Source organism: Paenibacillus sp. LHD-117 (assembly GCF_030929555.1).
GTDB lineage: Bacteria > Bacillota > Bacilli > Paenibacillales > Paenibacillaceae > Pristimantibacillus.
The window spans coordinates 39587-62721 of record NZ_JAVFVT010000018.1 but is presented as its reverse complement, the minus strand read 5'-3'; the positions used below and the strand labels follow the sequence as shown (position 1 = coordinate 62721).

Sequence of the window (23135 nt, the reverse complement as noted above, 5' to 3'; positions counted from 1 at the left end):
TACGTTTCTTATGATTTGACTTCCGAAGCAAGCGACTTCATCCGCTGCTCGTCCGGCGTAATGAACAACGTCTTCTGGTTGTCGTAGATGACGAAGCCCGGTTTGGCGCCGCTAGGCTTGCGGACATGCCGGATATACGTATAATCGACCGGTACCATGCTGGATTGTTTCGCTTGGCTATAATGAGCCGCCAGCATGGCGGCTTCCTCCAGCGTCGCGTCGCCGAAATCGCCTCCGCGAATGACGACATGCGATCCGGGTATGTCCTTCGTATGGAGCCAAGTATCGGACGGAGCCGCCAAGCGGTTCGTCAAATATTCGTTTTGCGTATTGTTTTTGCCCACATAAACCTGGACGCCTTCCGAAGATGTGTAACAGAGCAAGGAAGGGCGGGCAGGTTTTTTCCGCTTCGGACCTCTTTTGTTGCGTTCCCTCATATAACCCTGCTGCACGAGCTCATCCCGAATTTCCTCGATATCCGCCAAGGACGCATTGTCCAGTTGCTGCAAGAGCGATTCGAAATAACGGATTTCCTCCGCCGCGATGTCCATCTGCTCCCCCACGATCGACAAGCTGTTGCGATGTTTCGTGTACCGACGGAAGTACCGCTGCGCGTTCTCGGAAGGATTCAGCTGCGGATCCAGCTCGATCGTCACTTCTGCTGCTTCCTCATCGTAGAAATTAACCAACGCGACCGAAGTATCCCCGCGTTTAATTTGATGCATGTAGGCTGTGAGCAATTCGCCCAGCACCCTGTACTTCTCCGCGTCTTTCGCGACCTGAAGCGTTTCTTCGAGCTTTTTGATTTTGACTGCGTTCTTCGCCTTCTCGTTCTGCACGAACCGGATGAGGTCCGCCGCGCGCTGCTTCACCGTGTCGCGCTCCGCTTTATCGCCGTAGAATGCTTCCAGGCAGTCGCTTGCGTTCTCGAAGCTAGCCATCGCTCCATGGATATGGGTGAGCGGCAGGATGGAGAAGCTGGCTTTGCCCGTCTCCGCGTCGGTCGAGATCACCGGTTCGTAACGATGGTCGCGAACCTGATCCATCACCTCGCGGAAGCTGTCCCATAACGCGCTGCCGCTTGTATCCGAAGCCGAAGCCTGTCCCTGCCTGGAACGAAAAACGATCTCTTTGGCGAGCAGGGGGCTGAGCCCGCTAAACGCGGCGACCAACGTTTTGGCGTCGTTAGCGATCGTATCTTCCTCTCCGGCCGCGGCGGACATCAACGATTCGAAACGGCTTTCGTCCCGAACCTCGAGCGGATCTTCTTTGTTCTGGTCCGGAGGCGACGTATAGGCGCTCCCCGGCATGACGATCCGATACGCGCTGATGGCGGGCGTTACATGATGGATGCCGTCATGGATGAGACCCGTCGATGGGTCCATTAGAATGATGTTGCTGTGCCGCCCCATGATTTCGATAATGATTCGTTTGCTGGACAGGTCGCCGAGTTCGTCCCGGTGCCTGACGTCGATATGAATGATGCGCTCGTTGCCAACCTGGCGCACGGCCTCGATGACGCCGCTTTCGCAATGCTTGCGGAGCAGCATGCAGAACATCGGCGCTTCCAGCGGATTAAGATAGCTCGCGGTTGTCCAATGGACGCGCGGGTAAGTCGGGTTCGCGGAGAGCAGCAGCTTGCCGCCGAATCCGCCTCCACGGATCGCGATGACGAGCTCATGCTCCGTCGGTTGGTGGATTTTATGAATGCGTGCGCCTACGCAGCGCTGCAGATCGTGCACGAGCGCGCGAGTTACGATACCGTCCAATGCCATTGTGCTTATGTACCTCTCTTCCAGCAGTATGACTCTATCATGCCATATTCGGAACAAAAACTTAAGTGCCCGCGATATATTTCGTGGGATAATTTATAACCTGTCCGAATACATTTACCCTAGAAGTGCTTGTTCAAGATGTTCTGAAAAGGCTGTCCGCTGGACCGGCAACATACGGGAGGGAGTCGTACAATGGAACAAATGAAATGGCATCAATATGGCGCGGGCGAATTGGCCGAGAAGCTGAACAGCTCGCTGCAGGAGGGCCTCAGGCCGTCCGCCGTTGCCGAGCGGCTGGAGGAGCTCGGCTACAACGAGCTGACCGAGGGGAAGCGGGTACCGCCGATTTTGTTGTTTTTGAACCAATTCAAAGATTTTATGGTGCTGATCTTGATGGGGGCTACGCTCATATCCGGACTGCTTGGCGAATATTTGGACGCCATCACGATTATCGCCATTATCGTCATTAATGCGGTGCTCGGCTTCGTGCAGGAATTCCGCGCCGAACGTTCGCTTCGCGCGCTTAAGGAGCTTTCGGCCCCTTCTGCCAAAGTATTGCGCAGCGGGGAGCTCGTAACGGTGGCCGCAAGGGAGCTTGTAGCCGGCGATGTCGTCTATCTGGAAAGCGGCGACCGCATTCCCGCCGATCTGCGCCTCATCGAAACGAACAGCTGTTACGCGGAAGAATCCGCGCTCACGGGGGAATCGGTGCCCGTCGGCAAGTATGCCGCGCCTATTGCGGACGCCGATCTGCCGCTGGGGGATCAGCGGAACATCGGCTTCATGGGGACGATGCTGACGCGCGGGACCGCGAAGGGCATCGTCGTCCGGACGGGCATGGGAACGGAGATGGGCAAGATCGCAGGCCTCATCCAGTCGACCGAATCGATGGAGACGCCGCTTCAGCACCGTCTGGAGCAGCTCGGCAAGCTGCTGATCATTGTCGCGATCGGCCTCACGATTATGGTCGTCGTCGCGGGCATTCTGCACGGCCAGCCTGCATACGGCATGTTCCTCGCCGGCGTCAGCCTGGCGGTAGCCGCCATTCCGGAAGGACTGCCCGCCATCGTGACGATCGCGCTCTCGCTCGGCGTGCAGCGCATGATCAAGCGGAAGGCGATCGTCCGGAAGCTTCCTTCCGTCGAGACGCTCGGCTGCGCTTCGGTCATTTGTTCCGACAAGACCGGTACGCTGACGCAGAACAAAATGACGGTAACCCACGTATGGCTCAGCGACCGAAGGCTGGAAGTAAGCGGCGAAGGGTACGACCCGACTGGCGCGATCTATGAGAACGGCAACGCGGTCGACCCGAAACACGATCTGCATTTGAAGCGGCTGCTGCAAGTCGGCGCCTTGTGCAACAACGCCCAAGTGGAGCGGGTGGAAGAGCAGCAGGCGAAGCGGCGAAAAGGAGCGGAGCCGGTTGCCGAATGGCGGCTCAAGGGCGATCCGACCGAAGGGGCGCTCGCGGTGCTCGCGACGAAGCTCGGTTCCTCGGCGAAGTCGCTCGAAATGCTCTACAAACGTGAGAAGGAATTCCCGTTCGATTCCGAGCGGAAGCGGATGTCCGTCATTGTCTCCCATCAAGGGGGGCGGCTCATCTGCACGAAAGGCGCCCCGGATCTCCTCATGGAGCATTGCTCCTACGTGTTATGGGATGGCAAGGTCGTGCCGTTCACGGCGACGCTGAAGCGGAAATGCGCCGAAGCGGGCGAAGCGATGGCTCAGTCCGCGCTGAGGGTTCTAGGCCTCGCTTACAGGGACATGCGCGCCGCCGACAAAAGTGAGAGCGAGTCCGACGTGGAGAACGGCCTCGTCTTCATCGGCCTGACCGGCATGATCGACCCGCCTCGCCGCGAAGTGAAGGACGCGATCGCGACTTGCCGCAGGGCGGGTATCAAGACGGTCATGATTACCGGCGACCACCAGTTGACCGCGGAAGCGATCGCGGGCCAGCTAGGCATCATGACCAGAGGCGCGATCTCCGTGACCGGCAAGCAGCTGGAAGAGATGAGCGACGAGCAGCTGGAGAAGCAAGCCGATCAGATCAGCGTGTACGCCCGCGTCTCGCCCGAACACAAGCTGAGAATCGTGAAGGCGCTGCAGCGCAGGGGGCATACCGTGGCGATGACCGGTGACGGCGTAAATGACGCGCCCGCGATCAAAGCGGCGGATATCGGCATCGCGATGGGGATCACCGGCACGGATGTGTCGAAGGAAGCATCCGCGCTCGTGCTCAGCGACGACAACTTCTCTACGATCGTCGCCGCCATCGAGGAGGGCCGGGGCATCTACGAGAATATCCGCAAATTCATCCGCTATCTTCTCGCTTCTAATGTAGGCGAAATCTTGGTCATGTTCCTCGCGATGATGGCGGGTCTTCCGCTGCCGCTCGTCCCGATCCAGATCCTATGGGTCAACCTGGTCACGGACGGCTTGCCGGCGATGGCGCTTGGGGTCGACCAGGCGGAGAAAGATTTGATGCAGCAGAAGCCGAGGCCGGCCAAAGAAAATATTTTCGCCCGCAGGCTGGGGTGGAAAATCATTAGCCGGGGCATCCTGATCGGCATCTGCACGTTAGGCGCGTTCTGGATCACGCTGGTGGAAGAAGGGAACGACGCGCAAGGTCTGATGACCGCGCAGACGGTCGCTTTCGCGACGCTCGTCATGGCGCAGCTGATCCATGTGTTCGACTGCCGGAGCTCAAGATCGATCTTCCACCGCAACCCGTTCCAGAACAAATATTTGGTGCTCGCCGTGTTATCGTCCTTGCTCCTCATGGTAGGCGTCCTGTATATCGAAGCTCTGCAGCCGATCTTCAAAACCGTGCCGATCGGCCTCCGCGAATGGTGTCTCGTCTTCGTCGCCGCCGGCATTCCTACCTTCGTGATGGGTATCGGCAGCGTGCTCGGCAAGTCGAAGCGCAAGTCGAACAGCAAGTGGCCGCTAGGTCCGCAAACGGCGTCAAGATAAGGAATTAGTGCAAATGTTGATGCAAAATGTGAATAGCGTTTCTCCTTATATTGCGGTATGCTAGTATGAATGATAATAGATTTCACGCATACTAGGTTGCGGTATAAGGAGAGAGCGATAGATGAACTTTACGAAGATGCATGGCTTGGGGAACGACTTTATTGTAGTGGAAGGCGAGCGTCAGCTGCCGGACAACGCGTCCGAGCTGGCGCTTGATCTGTGCAACCGGTTCTTCGGCATCGGAGCCGACGGCCTTGTTTATATTTTGCCGTCCGAAAAGGCGGACTTCCGCATGCGAATCATCAATTCCGACGGCTCGGAAGCGGAGCAATGCGGCAACGCGATTCGCTGCGTCGCGAAGTACGTCTACGATAACGGTCTCACGAACCAAGAGGAAATTACGATCGAGACACTCGGAGCGGGCGTGCAGAAAGTGCAGCTGACCATCGGGGAAGGCAACAAAGTGCAAACCGTGCGCGTCGACATGGGCGAGCCGATTCTGCAAGGGTTGCAGGTTCCGACGACGGTGGACGCGGAACGCGTCATCGAACATCCGATCGAAGTGGACGGCAGGACGTTCGCGTTCACGGCCGTATCGATGGGCAATCCGCACTGCGTCATCTACGTGGACGATGCCGTGAATTTCGACCTCGACACATGGGGGCCGAAGCTGGAGACGCATCCGATGTTCCCGCGCAAGATCAACGTCGAATTCGTCACGGTCAATTCCCGTTCGCAAGCCGATATGCGCGTATGGGAACGTGGAGCGGGCCCGACGCTCGCTTGCGGCACCGGCGCCTGCGCGACGCTCGTCGCTTCCGTGCTGACGGGCGCGACGGACCGTGCCGCCACGGTCTCGCTCAAAGGCGGGGATCTGCTGATCGAGTGGAACGAAGCCGATAATCACGTTTACATGACCGGGCCTGCCGCGGAAGTATTCCGCGGGGCCTTGTAGGTGTCGCCTGATGGGCGGCGCGCTTACTCATAAGCCGAATTTGCGGGATGCGCTGGCCGAGCGCATCTTGCCCGGCGACGGAGCGATGGGAACCTATCTGTATCAGATGGGGTTCCCCGTTGGCGTTTCATACGAAGAATTTAACGTGCTGAAACCGGACGTCATCGAGAACGTCCACCGCAAGTATTACGAAGCGGGCGCCCGCGTCATCGAGACGAACACGTTCTCGGCGAATCTGGTCAAGCTGTCGAAGTACGGCCTTGAGGGCGAGATGGAGGCGATCAACCGGGCGGGCGTCCGAATCGCGCGTTCGGCGGTCGGGGCAGACGCCTACGTCGTAGGCGCCGTCGGTTCGATCCGCGACGGCAAGCTCAAGAACCTGCGCACGGCGCTGGTGGCCGACGCGTACGAGCTTCAGATGAAAGCTTTATTGGAAGAAGGCGTGGACGGCTTGCTCTTGGAGACGTTCTACGACCTGGAGGAGATGAAGCTGGCGCTGTCGATCGCGCGCAGCCTGTCGGACGTTGCGGTCATCTGCCAGTTCGCGGTGGAAGACGTAGGCCGAACGCTGGACGGCGTCGCCCTCGCGGATGCCTTCCGCGAATTGACGGAGCTCGGCGCCGACGTCGTCGGCTTCAACTGCCGCAGCGGTCCGAACGGGATCATGCGGGCGATCGATTCCATCGACAACATGCCGGATTCGATTCCGATGTCCGTCTATCCGAACGCGGGTATTCCCGATTATGTCGATGGCAAATACACGTATTCCGCGGGACCGGAATACTTCGCGGAAAGCGCAAAGCGGTTCGCGGACCGCGGCGTTCGCATTATCGGCGGCTGCTGCGGCACGACGCCCGAGCATGTAGCCGCGATGGCTGCCGCGCTTGCAGGCTATGAGCCGAATAAGGATAACATCGCGCAGGCGCTGTCAAGCGCTGCCGAACATAAGCCTTCTGGCCGAGCCGAGGAACCGGCGATCGCCGTCATCGAGCCGCCTACCGGCGGAATCGGCGACACGGCGCCGAATATCGTCGAGCTGGTGAAGCAGCGTCACACGGTCATTGTCGAGCTGGATCCGCCGCGCGATCTTGACATCGGCAAGTTTATGGCCGGCGCCGCCGCGCTGAAGGAAGCGCACGCGGACGCGATAACAATGGCGGACAACTCGCTGGCCGTCACCCGGATGAGCAATTTGGCGCTAGCGGCGCTGCTCAAGGAACGCGTCGACATCCGTCCGCTCGTTCACATTGCCTGCCGGGACCGCAACCTGATCGGCACGCAGTCCCATATGATGGGGCTTGACGCGCTCGGCATCGACCATGTGCTTGCCGTGACGGGCGATCCGGCGCGCTTCGGCGACTTGCCGGATTCGAGCTCCGTCTACGACCTCACTTCGTTCGAGATGATCCGCATGATCAAGCAGCTGAACGACGGCATCGCGTTCTCGGGCAAGCCGCTCAAGCAGCGCGCGAAGTTCGTAGTAGGAGCGGCGTTTAATCCGAACGTCAAACATCTCGACAAGGCTGTGCAGAGGCTGGAGCGCAAGATCGCTTCCGGCGCCGATTACATCATGACCCAGCCGGTCTACGATCCTCTGCTGATCGAGCGAATCGCGGAGTCGACCAAACATTTGGACGTGCCCGTGTTCATCGGAATCATGCCGCTCGCCAACGGACGGAACGCCGAGTATCTTCATAACGAGGTGCCGGGCATCCAGCTTTCGGACGAGGTGCGCAGCCGCATGTCGGGACTCGAGGGCGAAGCGGGCCGGGCGGAAGGCGTGCGCATCGCGCAGGAACTGCTGGACGCCGCGCTTCCTCACTTTAACGGAATCTACCTGATTACGCCGTTTATGTTCTATGACATGGCGGTGCAACTGACCGAATATGTGTGGCAGAATACGAAACAATTACGCTCAAAATAGAGCCAAAACCGCCTCGTATCTAATTTTTGCTTGTTCATGCGGCCAAAATCAATTAAAATAGGGCGTACAGTTGGAGCGAGGCAACGTGAAACGGCTGTCGCCGTCCTTTGGCGGAGCGTTTCATTCCGAGAAATATAGAGAAAGTATGGCGAATGATATACTTTCTCTGTATTTGTGGAAACGTATGCTCCATCCTTTTCTTGTCAACAATAGTGCAATGGTTCTGTCATGTGGAGAATGAATGGGAAAGTGCGCATAGGTATGACCGTAGGCGCGGAGGGGGACCTGGCTTGGCTATTAAGCTCATTAATATCGGATTCGGCAATATCGTATCGGCGAATCGTATCATTTCTATCGTTAGTCCGGAATCGGCTCCTATCAAACGGATCATTCAGGAGGCACGCGACCGGCATATGTTAATCGACGCCACATACGGTCGTAGGACGCGCGCGGTCATTATTACGGACAGCGATCATGTTATTTTATCTGCGGTGCAGCCGGAGACGGTTGCCCACCGGTTATCCACCAAGGATGACGATAACGACGAATAGTACGGGGAGCTATGGAACAAATGGGATTGTTAATTGTTTTGTCCGGTCCTGCCGGAGTGGGGAAAGGCACGGTATGCACCGCGCTGCGCGGCAGAATGCCGGAGATCGTGTATTCCGTGTCGGCAACGACGAGGCAGCCGAGGCAGGGCGAGATAGACGGCGTCAATTATTTTTTTAAGAGCCGGGAGCAGTTCCAGGCTATGATCGCGAACGACGCGCTTCTGGAGCATGCCGAGTACGTGGGCAATTATTACGGGACGCCGCGGGACTTCGTGGACAAGACGCTGGCAAGCGGCAAGGACGTCATTCTCGAAATCGAAGTGCAGGGAGCGCTGAAGGTTAAGGAAAAATTTCCGGAAGCGATCTTCATTTTCCTGCTGCCTCCGTCTCTGGACGAGCTCAAGCAACGAATTACGGGCAGGGGCACGGAATCGCAGGATACGATCAATACGCGGATGAACGTTGCCGTGGAAGAGATGAACCTGCTGCAGCACTATGACTATGCCGTTATGAATGACGAGATCGACGCGGCCTGCGACCGCATCCGGAGCATTATCGTGGCGGAGCATTGCCGCAGGGAACGGTTCGTTCCTTACGTATCCGGATTAAAGACCGCAATCGAGAAAGCTTGAGTGAGGAGAATTAGCCATGTTATATCCATCCATTGACGAAATGGTGAAGAAAGTAGACAGCAAGTATACGCTTGTCGTCGCTGCTTCCAGAAGAGCTCGCATGCTGCGCAACGGCGAGAAGTCGGAGCTCGCGAATCCGCGTTCGCACAAGTTCGTAGGCGTCGCCCTCGAAGAAATTTACGGCGATATCATTCAAGTAGAGAAAGTCGAAATCAAAGAAGACTAATTGAATACGATTCGCAAAAAGGAGATGCTTGCAACTGGGGCGCTCCTTTTTTTGTACAAGCGGTTCGCCGCCATGCCTATATCCGAAGAGGAGTGAGAGACTTGCAGCGTCACTGGTGCAATATGTTCGTTCGCGTGGCCTCGGATTGTCCTGTCGAACTCGGCGTCATTCCGGTGCAGAAACGTCAGGACAAGCCGTCGCATGTGATCCAGTACGAGCTTTTGTCGGAGCATCCGTATCGTTATACGTTTGAAGAGCAGCTGTTCGAGGTATATATTCGGCACAAGGGATTGCTGGACACGCTTGACGAGGAAGAGCTCGCGGCTGCGCGCAAGGAGCTGCTTGACAGGAATCATCCGTGCATGAGGGCATCCCAACTGACGAAGAAGTTCGGCTGGGGCTTCCATTTCAACGAGGAAGGCAGAATCGCCCTCTACGGGATGGAAACCGAGCAATACGGCGCCTTCGTCGAAGCGGGCGAGGCGTCGGAGCTGGAGCTTCAGAACGCGATCCGAAGCAGCCGGATTAAGCAGGCGACGATAGGGAAAGGCAAGGAATAGAGCTAGTTTTTGACCCGCGTTATGGTATGATATGGAGAGAGTAGAATGCTTCCGAAGACAGAAAAGCCGAAACGTAACGTGAGCTTTTGCCGCCGAAGGACGGCGCCAGTCGTTTACACTTGGGAGGGTTTCTAATGGAGCAATTGCGTTATCCGATTGGACGGTATCAATTCGAGGGCATGAACCCCGCGCAGCGGGAGAAATGGATGACCCAAATCGAGCAGTTGCCTGCTCAGCTTAGAGCCGCGCTCGACGGGCTTACCGAGGAACAGCTGGATACGCCGTACCGGACGGGGGGATGGACGATCAGGCAGGTGACGCATCACCTCGCGGACGCGGGCATGAACTGCTTTACGCGATTCAAGCTGGCGCTAACGGAATCGAACCCGACCATCAAGCCGTTCGACGAAAGCCTCTGGGCCGAGACGCCGGATAGTTTGAAAGCGTCACCCGAAATCAGCCTCGCCATGATCGAAGCGTTGTACGCGCGTTGGTCGCTGTTGCTGCGATCCATGGAGCGTTCCCAGTTCGACCGGGAATTTTACCATCCCGAGCGGGGCAGCCAGTTGAAGCTATCCTATTTCCTGGGTTTTGTCGCTTGGCACGGCAGGCATCATCTTTCTCATATCACGAATTTGCGCGAACGCATGGATTGGTGAGAAAAGCGTCGCAAAATCCAAAGCAGCGCGGAAAACGCATCGAATAGGAGTGGCATCATGATTCAGGGGAAAAGAATAGTGCTCGGCATTACCGGCGGCATCGCCGCCTACAAAGGCGCTGCGTTATGCAGCAAGCTGGTGCAAGCGGGCGCGGATGTCCATGTCATCATGACGGAATCCGCGACCCGGTTCATCACGCCGCTCACGCTGCAGACGTTGTCGCGAAACGCCGTGCATATCGATACGTTCGACGAACGCGACCCGTCCGTCGTCTCCCATATCCATCTGGCCGATCACGCCGATCTGATCGTCGTCGCTCCCGCGACGGCGAACAGCATCGCCAAGCTGGCGAACGGCATTGCGGACGACATGTTGAGCACGACTTTGCTGGCCGCGACATGTCCGCTGTTGATCGCGCCAGCCATGAACGTACATATGTATGAACATCCCGCCGTCGTGCATAACATGGAATTGCTCGCATCGCGCGGAGCGATGTTCGTGGAGCCCGGCACGGGACAGCTCGCCTGCGGTTACGTGGCGAAGGGGAGGCTCGCGGAGCCGGAAGACATAGCGGCGGCCATCGGCGCCTGGTTTGCGCGAAGCGGCATTTTGAGCGGGAAGAAAGTGCTCGTGACGGCAGGCGGGACGATCGAGAGGCTCGATCCCGTCCGGTACTTGACGAACGATTCCTCCGGCAAAATGGGATTCGCGATCGCGGAGGCGGCGCGGCTCATGGGGGCTGAAGTGACGGTCGTAGCCGGCCGGACGACGGCGCAGGCGCCGGCGGGCGTACAGGTCATTCGGGCGGATTCGGCGCAAGGGATGCTGGAAGCCGTGCTGTCTCTGTACCCGGAGACGGATGTCGTCGTTAAAGCTGCGGCGGTCGCCGACTATCGTCCCGTCCAGACGTACGACCAGAAGCTGAAAAAAACCGGCGAGCGGCTCGTGCTGGAGCTGGAGCGGACGACCGATATTTTGCAGACGCTCGGGGAACGGAAGACGCATCAGCTGCTCGTCGGCTTCGCTGCGGAGACGCAGGATGTCGAGCGGTACGCGCTGGACAAGCTGAAGCGCAAAAACTGCGATCTGATCGTCGCGAACGACGTCAGCGCCGAAGGCTCCGGCTTCAACGTGGACACGAACGCGGTGCAGGTGTACGGGCCGGAAGGTCTTGTGGAAGCTCTGCCTCTCTTGTCCAAGCGCGAGACCGCCGTTCGGATCATGGACGTAATCGCCCGTCGGCTGCGCGCCGCCGGAGGTCTTGCCTAATGATTGCGAGAGTCATTGTCGACTTGCCGAGCCGCCAGACGGATCGGCCTTTTGATTATAGCGTCCCAAATGAAATGAAGAATTGGATTGAAGTCGGCAGCCGGGTAGGAGTGCCGTTCGGCGGCAGAGTGCTCCAAGGGTTCGTGATCGCGCTGGCCGAAGAAGCCGAGGTCGACAGTTCGCGCCTGAAGCCGGTATCCGAGCTGCTGGACGCTCTTCCGCCGCTTCTGCCGGACATGATCGAACTGTCGAGATGGCTTAGCGAAAAGTACTGCTGCTCCTGGACGCAGGCGCTTCAAGCGATGATTCCCGCCGCGCTCAAAGGCAAGGAAGAACGTTATGTCGGCTGGTCGAATGACGACGACGCCGGAACGGAATTGCCGGAGGAGTTGGCCGGATGGTTGAACGCCGCCGGAGGCCGCACGAAGCTTGAAACGCTGCTGCAGAAATTCCCCGAGCATACGCGCGCGGTCAAGGCGGCGCTTCGCGACGGTACGCTCGTGCAGCAATCGACGATTAAGGATCGGCTTTCCGTGCGCCGGGTGCTGACGGTATTCCTCGCGGCCAGCCCGGAAGCGGCCGCCGCAGCGCTCGAAGAAATTCCGCCGCGCGCGGCCAAGCAGCGCGAAGCGCTCGCGTTTATGCTGGAGCACGGCGGACCGATCGCGATGCAGGCGCTGGCCGCTGAAGCGGGCGTTGCGCCCGCGAGCGTCAAGTCGCTCGCGGAGAAAGGCCTGCTTGCGCTGCGCGAGGTCGAACGGGAACGCGACCCTTACGCCCACCGCGATTTCGGGCGGACGCAGCCGCTGCCGCTGACGGAAGGGCAGCAGGCGGTGTTCGAGCAAATTTCGGGCGCGCTTTCGGGCTGGCAGCCGCGCACGATGCTGCTGCATGGCGTGACGGGCAGCGGCAAAACGGAGGTTTACCTGCAGTCGATCCAACAATGTTTGGATCAGGAACGGCAGGCGATCGTGCTCGTGCCGGAAATTTCCCTTACGCCGCAGATGGTCGAGCGCTTCAAGGGGCGGTTCGGCAATGCGGTCGCCGTGCTACATAGCCGCTTGTCCAGCGGAGAGCGGTTCGACGAATGGCGAAAGATCCGGAGTGGTCGGGCCCAGGTTGCCATCGGAGCGCGTTCCGCGATCTTCGCCCCGTTCGAGCGGATCGGACTGATTATTATCGACGAGGAACACGAATCGTCCTATAAGCAAGAAGAGAGCCCGAAGTACCATGCGAGAGACGTCGCGGTCCGCCGCGCCAAGCAGCACGGCGCGGCCGTCGTATTAGGCTCCGCGACGCCTTCGCTGGAATCGTACGCGGCCGCTAGCAGAGGGGCGGCCACGCCGCAGGGAGGGAAGCCGGGCGAAAAAGCTCCTCCCTCGCTGCTCCCCATGCCCGATCGGGTGGGCGGCCGGCCGCTGCCCGAGGTGGAGGTCGTCGATATGCGGGAGGAGCTGCGGGAAGGCAACCGGTCCATGTTCAGCCGAGCGCTGCATTCGGCGCTCTTGGAGAGGCTGGAGCGGGGCGAGCAATCGGTTCTGCTGCTTAACCGGAGGGGGTATTCGACCTTCGTCATGTGCCGTTCCTGCGGCTTCACCTCGACTTGCCCGCACTGCGACATCTCGCTGACGTACCATCAGAAGTCGAGAGTGCTTCGCTGCCATTATTGCGGGCATGCGGAGGGCGCCCCGACGAAGTGCCCGTCCTGCGAGAGCGAGCATATCCGATACTTCGGCACGGGCACTCAGCGCGTCGAGGAAGAGCTCGCCAAGCTGTTCCCGGGCATTCGGGTCATCCGCATGGACGTGGACACGACCTCGGAGAAACACGCGCACGAGAAGCTGCTGAAGCAGTTCGGCGAGCGTAAGGCCGACGTGCTGCTCGGCACGCAGATGGTTGCCAAAGGGCTCGATTTTCCATTCGTAACGTTAGTAGGCGTCATCGCGGCGGACACGTCGCTTCATCTGCCGGACTTCCGGGCGGCCGAGCGCACGTTCCAGCTGCTGACGCAGGTGGCCGGAAGGGCGGGCAGGCACGAACTGAAGGGCGAGGTCATCGTCCAGAGCTACGCGCCGGAGCATTACGCGATCACGACGGCGCAGAAACACGATTACGCCGCATTCCTGCACGAAGAGCTGCGCCATCGTTCCGTCATGGGTTATCCGCCTTATTGCAGACTCGTGCTGGTGACGATGTCCCACGAGCAGCTGGCGCTGCTTTCCTCCGTGAGCGAAGCGTTCGCAGCGGAGCTGCGCGGTCTTGCCGAGCATGAAGGGCTGCTCGTGCCTCTCGCGACCGGCATGGCGAGGGCGCTCGAGGTGCTGGGTCCCGTCGCTTCGCCGATTCCGAGAATGAAAGATCGCTACCGTTTTCAATGTGTGGTAAAATATCGGGGAAGCATCGACGTATCCGCGATGATCAGGCGGGCGCTCGTTCCTTTCGAGGAAGCGCCGCAGCAGCGGAGAATTCTGTTCAGCGTGGATGTGGATCCGCAAGTCATTTTATAATTGCTTCGCAAGTAATGAAAGAAACAATAGGATTAGAAAAGAGAGGTATACGCATGAGCATCAGATTAATCGTGAAGGAACCGGATCCGGTATTGCGCGAAATCGCGATGGAAGTCACGAAGTTTAACCCGAACCTCAAGAAGCTGCTGAAAGATATGGCCGAAACGATGTACGACGCGGAAGGCGTCGGTCTCGCGGCGCCTCAGATCGGCATCTCCAAACGCGTCATCGTCGTGGACGTGGGCGACGAGAACGGTCTCGTCGAGATGGTTAATCCCGTTATCGTCGAGCAGGACGGGGAGCAGCTCGGACCGGAAGGCTGCCTGAGCATTCCGAACCTGAACGGCGAGGTGCGCCGCGCGGACCGGATCGTCGTGCAGGGGCAGAACAGCGACGGGGAACCGATTACGGTGAACGCGAGCGGCTATTTCGCGCGCGCTTTCCAGCATGAGATTGACCACTTGAACGGCATTCTGTTCACGGATCTCGCCGAAAGCGTCTACGATATTTCCGACAGACCGAGAAAAGGCGGCGAATAAGATATGCGTATCGTATTTATGGGGACGCCGGACTTCGCCGTCCCTTCTCTGCGTTTGCTCGCCGAAAGCGGCTTCGAGATCGCCGCGGTCGTCACGCAGCCGGATCGTCCGAAGGGCCGCAAAAAAACGTTGACGCCGCCCCCTGTGAAGGAAGCGGCGTTGTCGCTTGGCCTGCCGGTGCTCCAGCCGGAGCGGATGCGAAGCCCTGAGGCGGTCGAATCGATCCGGGAACTCGGGCCGGAGCTGATCGTGACGGCGGCATACGGGCAAATTTTGCCGAAGGCGGTGCTGGATATTCCGCGTCTCGGCTGCATTAACGTTCATGGCTCGCTTCTGCCGAAATACCGCGGCGGAGCGCCGATCCAGCGCTCCATTATGAACGGGGAACGCTCTACGGGCGTGACGATCATGTACATGGCGGAGGGACTCGACACCGGCGACATGATCAGCGTCGTGGAGCTGCCGATCGGGGACGACGATACGTCCGGGACGATGTTCGAGAAGCTGAGCGCGGCCGGAGCGAAGCTGCTCGGCGAGACGCTGCCGTCGATCGTGGACGGTACGGCGAAGGCGGTTCCGCAGAACGACGACGAAGCGACCTACGCCCCGAATTTGACGCGGGACGACGAACGTATGGATTGGAGCAGATCGGCCAGGGAGCTGTTCAATCAAGTCAGAGGTTTGTCTCCGATGGCGGGGGCATTCACTTTCCTAAGCGGCGAAGTGTTCAAAGTGAGGGCATGCGAACCCGTTGCGGGCAAGACGGAGGCAGCGAACGCCGCTAGCGTTCGGCCGGGGACGGTTATCGACGCGGGAACGAACGGGATCCTCGTGCAAGCCGGAGCCGGACGGCTCCTGCTAACGGAAATTCAGCCGGCTGGCAAACGCGCCATGAGCGCGGCCGAATGGCTGAAAGGCGCGAGACTCGAGCCGGGCACGGTCTTCGGCGAAGGCGGCGCGATATGAGCGGCGGACAAGGCACGAAAGACTCGGGCCAACGCGGTGGCGGCAGCAGCAGCGGCGGGCGGCGCGCGAAAGGCGCGGCTGTGAACGGGGCCAAACAACAGAGAGCCAAAGGAAATGCAGGCCATGCTGGCGCAAGCTCATCACGCAGGGCGGCTACGCCTAGGGAAATCGCATTGGATATTTTGACGAAGGTAGCGGGCAGCGGCGCCTACAGCAATTTGCAGCTGAACCGCGCGCTTCAGGACGAGGGACTGTCCAGGCCGGATGCGGCGCTCGCAACGGAGCTTGTCTATGGTACGATCGGCAGGCAGGCGACGCTGGACCACTGGCTGGATAAGTTCGTCGCTAAGGGCGTCAAGAAGCTGCAGCCTTGGGTGCACCAGCTGCTTCGCCTCAGCGCGTACCAGCTTCTCTATCTGGACCGCATCCCGGCCCACGCGGCGGTGAACGAAGCGGTGGTCATCGCGAAGCGCCGAGGACATGCCGGCATCTCCGGCATGGTGAACGGCGTTCTGCGCAACGTCGACCGCAATCGGGCGGAGCTCGTGCCATCGGCCATTCAACTGGCAGATCCCATCGCGACGATCGCACTTCGCCACTCGTATCCGGAGTGGCTCGTCAGGCGCTGGGCGGATACGTACGGCGCCGAACAGGCCGAAGCGATCTGCGAAGCGGGCAACCGGTCTCCGCATGCCAGCATCCGGGCCAATACGCTGCAAGGGAACCGCGACGAGCTCCTCGCTCAGCTAAGGGCCGAAGGATTGCAAGCGGAGCCGTCGGAGCTTGCCCCTGCCGGAATCGTCGTGGCATCCGGCGGCAACTTGGCCGACATGGACGGATTTCGGACGGGCCGCTGGTCGCTGCAGGACGAAAGCTCCATGCTCGTGGCGGAGGTCCTCGCGCCGAAGGCGGGCATGAAAGTGCTCGACTGCTGCGCGGCGCCCGGCGGCAAGAGCGCCCACATGGCGGAGCTCATGGAAGGCAAGGGCAAGGTGTGGGCGAACGACCTGCACGCGCATAAGCGCGAGCTGATCGTCCAGCAGACGGAGCGGCTCAAGCTGCGCAACGTCGAAGCGGTGACGGGGGATGCGGCGGCGCTCTCCGAACGTTTCGCGCCTGTATCGATGGATGCCGTTCTCCTCGACGCGCCGTGCTCGGGTTTCGGCGTCATTCGCCGCAAGCCGGAGATCAAGTGGACGAAGACCGAAGGCGATATCGCGGAGATCGGCGCCGTGCAGCGCAAGCTGCTGGACGCCGTCTGCGGACTCGTGAAGCCCGGGGGCACACTCGTCTACAGTACGTGCACGATCGAGCCGGAGGAGAACGAACGCCAAATCGCGGCGTTCCTGCAGGCTCATCCCGAATTCGAGCTGGACGCCGATTGGCCGGATGCGGTAACCAAGCCGCTCGAGCAGGCGGGGTTGATCGGTCTCGGGTTCGACGGCCAGCTGCAGCTGCTTCCGCAGCATTTCGGCAGCGACGGCTTCTATATCGCCAGAATGATTAGACGCCCACAAGAGGTAGTTGAACAGACACTATAGGGCCGTTTATGGCTTGACATGGGCGTTTGTGGTAAAATGAATCGACGATGGCGATGAAGCGCCGGCAATAAGCTCGGCACGGCAACGCCGTCTACTTTGCAGATACAGGTGTGATATGAAGAGATGAAACCTATTATTTATGACTATACGCTCGAACAGCTGAAGGACTGGATGAAGGAAAACGGCGAACCCGAGTTCCGCGGAGACCAGCTGTTCGATTGGATTTACGTGAAGCGCGTCAAGAGCTTCGAGGACATGTCGAACCTGCCCAAAGGGCTGCGCGACAAGCTGGAGAACGAATTCCAATTCATCACGCTCACGGAAATCACGAAGTTCGAATCCAAAGACGGCACGGTCAAGTTCCTCTTCGGCCTTCATGACAACCACGCGATCGAGACGGTCATTATGCGGCACAATTACGGCAATAGCATTTGCGTCACGACGCAAGTCGGCTGCCGGATCGGCTGCACATTCTGCGCGTCCACGCTTGGCGGGTTGAAGCGGAATTTGACAGCTGGCGAGATCGTGGCCCAGGTCGTGACGGCCCAGCAGATGCTGGACGCGACGGGCGAACGCGTATCCAGCATCGTGATCATGGGTTCGGGAGAGCCGTTCGAGAATTACGACGCGACGATGACGTTCCTGCGTCTCATGATCCATGAGAAAGGCCTTAATATCGGCCAGCGCCACATTACGGTATCGACTAGCGGCATCGTGCCGAGCATGTACAAGTTCGCGGACGAGAATACGCAGATTAATCTGGCGCTCTCGATCCATGCCCCGAACGACAAGCTGCGTTCCAAGCTGATGCCGGTCAACCGTCGCTTCCCGTTCGAGGATGTCATGGAGGCATGCCGCTATTACATCGCGAAGACGGGCAGAAGGATTACGTTCGAATACGCCTTGATCGGCGGCGTGAACGACCAGGCGGAGCATGCTCAGGAGCTTGCGGACGTATTAAAAGACTTGCTCTGCCACGTCAACCTCATCCCGGTCAACCATGTGCCCGAGCGGAACTACGTCCGTACGCCGCGGGAAGACATTTTCGAGTTTCAACGCATACTGGACCGCAATGGGATCAACGTGACCATTCGCCGGGAGCAGGGTCACGACATTGCTGCCGCTTGCGGCCAGCTTCGCGCCAAACATATGGAGTCTACGACGAGGTGATGAGCGTTGTTAACGGCAAACCGAAGCAATATCGGGCGAGTTCGTCAAGTTAACGAAGATCAATGCTGGGTAGGTTCGCTCGGCGGAGGCATTGCGATTGCCGTGGTCGCTGACGGAATGGGCGGCCACCAGGCGGGCGACGTCGCGAGCCAGACGGCCGTCGATACGTTCCGCGGCGCGTTCGAGCAGCATGCCGACAAGCAGTCGCTCACGGAGCAGGAAGGCAAGATGCTGATCCGTCAGGCGATCGCGGAAGCGAACGAGACGATTTACGCTATGGCATCCCGCAACGAGCGATACCATAACATGGGGACAACGGTCGTCGCCGCCCTGATGCTGCCGGGCACGGCCGTCATCGGGCATGTCGGAGACAGCCGCGCGTACCGCGTGGGCGACGGCGGCATCCAGCTCCTGACCATGGATCATTCCCTGGTGAACGAGCTTGTAAAATCGGGGCAGCTGAGCGCCGAAGAAGCTGCTCACCATCCTCGCCGCAACGTGTTGACAAGAGCGATCGGCACGGACCCCGTGGTCGAGATCGACGTTCAATCGGTCGATTGGTCTACGGATGACGTACTTCTGCTTTGCAGCGATGGACTTACGAACATGGTGAACGAGGAGCAGATCGTGGGCGTCGTGGCGGATCGTTCGCAAGAGCTGGAAGCCAAGGCGGATCATCTCATTCAGCTGGCGCTGGAGGGCGGGGGCGACGATAACATTACGGTCGTGCTTCTGCAAGAGCAGCCTACTGGCGAAGCGAGGGGAGCGAGTGCATGATCGGACATGATTTGGCAGGACGTTACGAAATATTGACCCGCGTCGGCGGAGGCGGCATGGCACTGGTGTACAAGGCGCATGACGTGCTGTTGAACCGCAAGGTCGCGGTAAAGGTGCTTCGCCAGCAATTCGTGGGCGACGAAGAATTTATTCGCAGATTCCGCCGCGAAGCGCAATCTGCCGCGGCGTTGTCCCATCCGAACGTCGTCAGCATCTATGACGTCGGACAAGAGGACGATATTCATTATATCGTGATGGAATACGTGGAAGGCAACAATCTCAACGAAATCATCCAAGAGAGAGCGCCGCTTCAGACGGACGAAGCGATCCGCATCGCCGTGCAAATCTGCGACGCGCTCGACCACGCCCATCAGAATCATATTATCCATAGGGACATTAAGCCTCATAACATACTTATCGGCAACAACGGAAGAGTGAAGGTGACGGACTTCGGCATCGCCCGCGCGGTTACCTCGTCGACGATTACACAGACGGGCTCCGTCGTCGGGTCGGTCCATTATTTCTCTCCCGAACACGCCAAAGGCATCAACACCGGAGAGAAATCCGACTTGTATTCCTTGGGTATCGTGTTGTACCAAATGCTGACGGCCAAGCTGCCGTTCCTCGGCGAAAGCCCGATCAGCGTCGCATTAAAACATCTGCAGGAGCCGTTCGAGGAGCCACGCGTGGTCAACCCTCATATTCCGCAGAGCGTGGAGAACGTCATCCTGAAAGCCATGCGCAAAAACCCTGCCGAGCGTTACGGCTCTGCGCACGAGATGCTGCTCGACCTGGATACTTGCCTTCGTCCGGACCGTCTGAACGAACCGCGAATCCAGTTCATCGCGAATCATGACATGGATGAAACGCGGATCATGCCGGCCATTCGCGGAGGAGCGGTCGCCGCGTCTTCCGACGGGCCTTCGCGGACGGAACCGAAAGCGGTCGTCAGCGATACGACCAGCGTGAACTTGCAGGACGCCGAGCAGGAGAAAAAGCCGAAGGGCTGGAAGAAACCCGTGCTCGTAGTCAGCATAACGTTAGCGCTGCTTGTTCTGCTTCTCTTCGGCTTCAAATGGGTTCTCGCGCAGCTCGATCCCGGCGAAGTCAACGTGCCGTACGTCATCGGCATGACCGAGACGGATGCCAGGACGACCCTGACGGAGGCCGGACTTCGCGTCAAGGATCCCGTCACGCGCGAATTCCATAAGGATATTCCGAAGGACGTGGTATTCGACCAGTCGAAGGACAACATCCGCGTCAAAAAAGGTTCATTCATCGAGCTGTCCGTCAGCGACGGCCCCGAGATGAAGGAATTAAAAAATTACGTCGGCCAGAAGCTTCAATCCGCGAAGGAAGAGCTGATCGCCATGGGCGTGGCAGAAGAGCGGATCCTCGTGACCGAAGAGCATAGCGAGGAAGAAGCGGGAACGATTCTGGAGCAGACGCCGAAGGACGGCGAGATGTTCGATCCGGAAACGGCCGAGGTGTCGTTCGTGGTCAGCATGGGCCGAGAGACGGTGGATATGCCGGACCTCACCGACATGAGGCTAAAGGACGCGAGAAGCCTGCTGAAGTCGCTTGAACTCGTGCTCGAGGAAGATGACATTCTCTATGAAGCGAGTTACTTGCACGAGAAGGACCATGTCATCAGACAAGATAACTTTAATCCGAACGACAAGGTGCCCAAGGGCTCGAAGGTGAGCATTACCGTCAGCAAAGGCCCGCCAGAGGACTCGAAAACGTATACGTTCAACATTCGTATCTCTCCGGCGACGGCAGGCAAGGCAAGCGAAGTGAAAATCATTTATTCCGATGCGACGGGCGAAAATATTGAAGGAGTCAAACGAACGATCGACAGCACGGTCGACATTCCGGTGACGGTCATCCTGGCTCCCGATACGGTCGCGCGCGTCACGGTTCTCCGGGACAATCAGTTTATGGATACAAAAGAAATCCGGTATGACCAAATCGGGGCGGGCGGAGACTCGCCGAACCTGACGATTCCGGGCGACGGCGAGACTACGCCGCCGCCGGACACGCCGGACGGGGATCAACAAGCGCAAGCGGAGGTAGACGAAAGCAATGGCGAAAATGGGGCAGAAGGCCAAGAAGCAGGTACCTGACATACAGGAGAACGAAGCCGGCGAAAGCCGGCAGGGCATGATCGTGAAGGCGCTGAGCGGCTACTATTACGTGAAGGACGAGAGCGAGACGTCGTCCGGCACGGTGCAATGCCGGGCCAGGGGCGTATTTAAGAAACGCGGCCTGACGCCACTAGTGGGCGATCGCGTCGCCTATAGCTTGACGGAGAACGGCGAAGGCACGGTTACGGAATTGCATGAGCGCAGCTCCGAGCTTATACGGCCGCCCGTCGCCAATATCGATATGGCCATGCTCGTGTTCTCCGTAACCGAACCTGTGCTGAACCTTCAGCTGTTGGATAAGTTTCTTGTCCATATCGAGCATGCCGGCATTCCGGCTGTCCTATGCTTAAGCAAACGGGATTTGGAATCCGAAGGCGAAATGACGGAGGAGGCCGCGGAAGCGGCTTCTTCCGTGGGTCGCATTTACCGGAAGCTCGGATACGAGGTATTCGGGACAAGCTCCCGCAAAAACGAGGGCATCGAAGAGCTCCGCGCGCGGCTGAGGGGCCATCTCGCTGTTTTCGCCGGACAGTCCGGCGTCGGGAAGTCGTCGCTGCTGAACGCGATCGTGCCCGGCCTAACGCTGGAGACCAACGAGATCAGCAACCGGCTCGGCAGGGGCAAACATACGACCCGCCACGTGGAGCTTATCGATATCGGAGGCGGTTACGTCGCCGATACTCCGGGCTTCAGCCAATTGGACTTCGGCGAGCTTGGCATCGAGGACCTCGGCTACTGCTTCGTGGAGATGAGGGAGTTGTCGCCTTCCTGCAAGTTCAGAGGCTGCACCCATGTCCACGAGCCGGGCTGCGCGGTTACCGAAGCGGTGAAGTCGGGAGAGATCGAACAGAGCCGCTACGACCACTATTTGTTGTTCCTTGAAGAAATGAAAGACATCAAACGGAGGTACTGACCAACATGACGATTATCGCTCCATCTATTCTTTCGGCGAACTTCGCGAAGCTCGGCGAAGAGATCGCGGCGGCGGAAGCGGCAGGCGGGGACTGGATCCACGTGGACGTGATGGACGGGCATTTCGTGCCGAACCTGACGTTCGGGCCGCCCGTCATCGCCGCCGTCCGTTCGGCGACCTCTTTGCCGTTCGACGTTCATCTCATGATCGAACGGCCGGAGCTGTCGCTTGCCGATTACATCGCGGCAGGCGCCGACCGCATTACGGTTCACGCGGAAGCCTGTGCGCACCTGCACCGTACGGTCCATTTCATTAAAGAAAAGGACTTGCCGGCTGGCGTTGCCATCAATCCTGCGACGCCCGTATCCGTGCTGGAGCCGATCATCCAAGATCTCGATCTTGTGTTGATCATGACGGTGAATCCAGGATTCGGCGGGCAGTCGTTTATCCCGTATTCGCTGGTCAAGCTGCGCCAGGTACAAGCGATGCTGAACGATCGCGGGCTTCAGGGTGTGCACGTGCAAGTCGACGGCGGCGTCAATGCGGAGACCGCGCCGCTCATCCGGGAAGCGGGAGCGAACGTTCTTGTCGCTGGCAATGCGGTATTCGCCCAACAAGACCGCGCGGCCGCCATCGCGGCGCTGCGGTAGGGGGCCGACGGGCATGAGGGATTCGGTCCGAACCAGCTTCTGGGTCATGTTGTACGCGTTTTTGGCGGGCATCTCGCTGGCCTTGTTCGCGCACATCGGCGATTTGATCAAATACATTTTCTCCTTGCTTGCCATTTATATCGGCATCCGTTTTTTCCGCCGGTTCGAGACGATCGGCTTGCGCGTGACATTCATCGTGCTCGCCATCGTATTTTATTTCCTCGCGGCGATCTGCTTCGCCGTATACACGTACGTAAAGGAAAATCCGGTTCCGGCATAGGACCATGGACATACGCGAAGAGCCGATTCCCGGTACGGGGATCGGCTTTTCGCGAAATATAGGAAAGTATATCATTTCGCCATACTTTCTCTATATTTCTCGGAATGAAATGCACTGCGCC

The 23135-nt window shown here is 59.0% G+C and carries 20 protein-coding genes; 19 read left to right on the top strand and 1 reads right to left on the bottom strand.

Features of this window, described 5'->3' with window-relative positions; all coding sequences use genetic code 11:
* Positions 1-8 precede the first annotated feature (8 nt).
* The gene (locus RB620_RS15535) at positions 9-1775 is read right to left on the bottom strand and encodes an Rqc2 family fibronectin-binding protein (protein WP_308095777.1); all 1767 of its coding nucleotides are present in this window, start codon (positions 1773-1775) and stop codon (positions 9-11) included.
* A gap of 192 nt (positions 1776-1967) precedes the next feature.
* Between RB620_RS15535 and RB620_RS15530 the strand changes: the two genes are divergently transcribed.
* From RB620_RS15530 to RB620_RS15440, 19 genes are all read left to right on the top strand, one after another.
* Entirely contained in the window at positions 1968-4748 is a 2781-nt protein-coding gene (locus RB620_RS15530; protein WP_308095776.1) for a calcium-translocating P-type ATPase, SERCA-type, read from the top strand.
* Positions 4749-4869: 121 nt separating this feature from the next.
* On the top strand, positions 4870-5703 hold the full coding sequence (gene dapF / locus RB620_RS15525) for a diaminopimelate epimerase (protein ID WP_308095774.1): 834 nt from the start codon (positions 4870-4872) through the stop codon (positions 5701-5703).
* Between the two features lie 10 nt (positions 5704-5713).
* Positions 5714-7627, top strand: a complete 1914-nt coding sequence (locus RB620_RS15520) for a bifunctional homocysteine S-methyltransferase/methylenetetrahydrofolate reductase (protein ID WP_308095772.1) — start codon at positions 5714-5716, stop codon at positions 7625-7627.
* 290 nt (positions 7628-7917) lie between these two features.
* Complete coding sequence (gene remA, locus RB620_RS15515) at positions 7918-8178, top strand: extracellular matrix/biofilm regulator RemA (RefSeq protein WP_005548256.1); 261 nt, start codon at positions 7918-7920, stop codon at positions 8176-8178.
* Between the two features lie 20 nt (positions 8179-8198).
* Positions 8199-8810 (top strand): guanylate kinase, encoded by a 612-nt coding sequence (gene gmk, locus RB620_RS15510; protein ID WP_308095735.1) that lies wholly within the window; start codon positions 8199-8201, stop codon positions 8808-8810.
* Between the two features lie 16 nt (positions 8811-8826).
* Positions 8827-9036, top strand: a complete 210-nt coding sequence (rpoZ, locus tag RB620_RS15505; protein WP_308095733.1) for a DNA-directed RNA polymerase subunit omega — start codon at positions 8827-8829, stop codon at positions 9034-9036.
* Positions 9037-9137: 101 nt separating this feature from the next.
* Positions 9138-9596 (top strand): DUF6157 family protein, encoded by a 459-nt coding sequence (locus RB620_RS15500; RefSeq protein ID WP_308095731.1) that lies wholly within the window; start codon positions 9138-9140, stop codon positions 9594-9596.
* A gap of 134 nt (positions 9597-9730) precedes the next feature.
* Positions 9731-10255 (top strand): YfiT family bacillithiol transferase, encoded by a 525-nt coding sequence (locus RB620_RS15495; RefSeq protein WP_308095729.1) that lies wholly within the window; start codon positions 9731-9733, stop codon positions 10253-10255.
* Positions 10256-10312: 57 nt separating this feature from the next.
* A complete protein-coding gene (coaBC, locus tag RB620_RS15490; protein WP_308095727.1) occupies positions 10313-11524 on the top strand; it encodes a bifunctional phosphopantothenoylcysteine decarboxylase/phosphopantothenate--cysteine ligase CoaBC in 1212 nt (403 codons plus the stop codon).
* On the top strand, positions 11524-14031 hold the full coding sequence (gene priA / locus RB620_RS15485; RefSeq protein ID WP_308095726.1) for a primosomal protein N': 2508 nt from the start codon (positions 11524-11526) through the stop codon (positions 14029-14031). The genes coaBC and priA overlap by 1 nt, the downstream gene beginning before the upstream one ends.
* A gap of 53 nt (positions 14032-14084) precedes the next feature.
* The gene (def, locus tag RB620_RS15480; RefSeq protein WP_308095725.1) at positions 14085-14570 is read left to right on the top strand and encodes a peptide deformylase; all 486 of its coding nucleotides are present in this window, start codon (positions 14085-14087) and stop codon (positions 14568-14570) included.
* 3 nt (positions 14571-14573) lie between these two features.
* Complete coding sequence (fmt, locus tag RB620_RS15475; protein ID WP_308095724.1) at positions 14574-15536, top strand: methionyl-tRNA formyltransferase; 963 nt, start codon at positions 14574-14576, stop codon at positions 15534-15536.
* On the top strand, positions 15533-17077 hold the full coding sequence (gene rsmB / locus RB620_RS15470; RefSeq protein ID WP_308095723.1) for a 16S rRNA (cytosine(967)-C(5))-methyltransferase RsmB: 1545 nt from the start codon (positions 15533-15535) through the stop codon (positions 17075-17077). The genes fmt and rsmB overlap by 4 nt, the downstream gene beginning before the upstream one ends.
* Positions 17078-17200: 123 nt before the next feature.
* Positions 17201-18247, top strand: coding sequence for a dual-specificity RNA methyltransferase RlmN (rlmN, locus tag RB620_RS15465; protein ID WP_308095721.1), 1047 nt, complete (start codon positions 17201-17203; stop codon positions 18245-18247).
* A gap of 6 nt (positions 18248-18253) precedes the next feature.
* Entirely contained in the window at positions 18254-19024 is a 771-nt protein-coding gene (locus RB620_RS15460) for a Stp1/IreP family PP2C-type Ser/Thr phosphatase (RefSeq protein WP_308095719.1), read from the top strand.
* Positions 19021-21150: a Stk1 family PASTA domain-containing Ser/Thr kinase gene (gene pknB / locus RB620_RS15455; protein WP_308095717.1), complete on the top strand. Its 2130-nt coding sequence runs from the start codon at positions 19021-19023 to the stop codon at positions 21148-21150. Before RB620_RS15460 ends, pknB begins: the two co-directional genes overlap by 4 nt.
* Before the next feature lie 37 nt (positions 21151-21187).
* Positions 21188-22084: a ribosome small subunit-dependent GTPase A gene (rsgA, locus tag RB620_RS15450; protein WP_308095885.1), complete on the top strand. Its 897-nt coding sequence runs from the start codon at positions 21188-21190 to the stop codon at positions 22082-22084.
* Between the two features lie 5 nt (positions 22085-22089).
* Positions 22090-22734 (top strand): ribulose-phosphate 3-epimerase, encoded by a 645-nt coding sequence (gene rpe, locus RB620_RS15445; RefSeq protein WP_308095715.1) that lies wholly within the window; start codon positions 22090-22092, stop codon positions 22732-22734.
* A gap of 13 nt (positions 22735-22747) precedes the next feature.
* A complete protein-coding gene (locus tag RB620_RS15440; protein WP_308095714.1) occupies positions 22748-23014 on the top strand; it encodes a hypothetical protein in 267 nt (88 codons plus the stop codon).
* The last annotated feature ends 121 nt before the right edge of the window (positions 23015-23135 follow it).

Excerpts from the sequence above, each read along its gene's own strand:
- rlmN (WP_308095721.1), top strand. The coding sequence starts at position 17,201 with ATGAAACCTATTATTTATGACTATACGCTCGAACAGCTGAAGGACTGG.
- gmk (WP_308095735.1), top strand. The coding sequence starts at position 8,199 with ATGGGATTGTTAATTGTTTTGTCCGGTCCTGCCGGAGTGGGGAAAGGC.
- rsgA (WP_308095885.1), top strand. The coding sequence starts at position 21,188 with ATGATCGTGAAGGCGCTGAGCGGCTACTATTACGTGAAGGACGAGAGC.
- rpoZ (WP_308095733.1), top strand. The coding sequence starts at position 8,827 with ATGTTATATCCATCCATTGACGAAATGGTGAAGAAAGTAGACAGCAAG.
- priA (WP_308095726.1), top strand. The coding sequence starts at position 11,524 with ATGATTGCGAGAGTCATTGTCGACTTGCCGAGCCGCCAGACGGATCGG.
- coaBC (WP_308095727.1), top strand. The coding sequence starts at position 10,313 with ATGATTCAGGGGAAAAGAATAGTGCTCGGCATTACCGGCGGCATCGCC.
- RB620_RS15495 (WP_308095729.1), top strand. The coding sequence starts at position 9,731 with ATGGAGCAATTGCGTTATCCGATTGGACGGTATCAATTCGAGGGCATG.
- rpe (WP_308095715.1), top strand. The coding sequence starts at position 22,090 with ATGACGATTATCGCTCCATCTATTCTTTCGGCGAACTTCGCGAAGCTC.
- RB620_RS15520 (WP_308095772.1), top strand. The coding sequence starts at position 5,714 with ATGGGCGGCGCGCTTACTCATAAGCCGAATTTGCGGGATGCGCTGGCC.
- RB620_RS15440 (WP_308095714.1), top strand. The coding sequence starts at position 22,748 with ATGAGGGATTCGGTCCGAACCAGCTTCTGGGTCATGTTGTACGCGTTT.
- dapF (WP_308095774.1), top strand. The coding sequence starts at position 4,870 with ATGAACTTTACGAAGATGCATGGCTTGGGGAACGACTTTATTGTAGTG.
- def (WP_308095725.1), top strand. The coding sequence starts at position 14,085 with ATGAGCATCAGATTAATCGTGAAGGAACCGGATCCGGTATTGCGCGAA.
- rsmB (WP_308095723.1), top strand. The coding sequence starts at position 15,533 with ATGAGCGGCGGACAAGGCACGAAAGACTCGGGCCAACGCGGTGGCGGC.
- pknB (WP_308095717.1), top strand. The coding sequence starts at position 19,021 with ATGATCGGACATGATTTGGCAGGACGTTACGAAATATTGACCCGCGTC.
- fmt (WP_308095724.1), top strand. The coding sequence starts at position 14,574 with ATGCGTATCGTATTTATGGGGACGCCGGACTTCGCCGTCCCTTCTCTG.
- RB620_RS15535 (WP_308095777.1), bottom strand. The coding sequence starts at position 1,775 with ATGGCATTGGACGGTATCGTAACTCGCGCGCTCGTGCACGATCTGCAG.
- RB620_RS15530 (WP_308095776.1), top strand. The coding sequence starts at position 1,968 with ATGGAACAAATGAAATGGCATCAATATGGCGCGGGCGAATTGGCCGAG.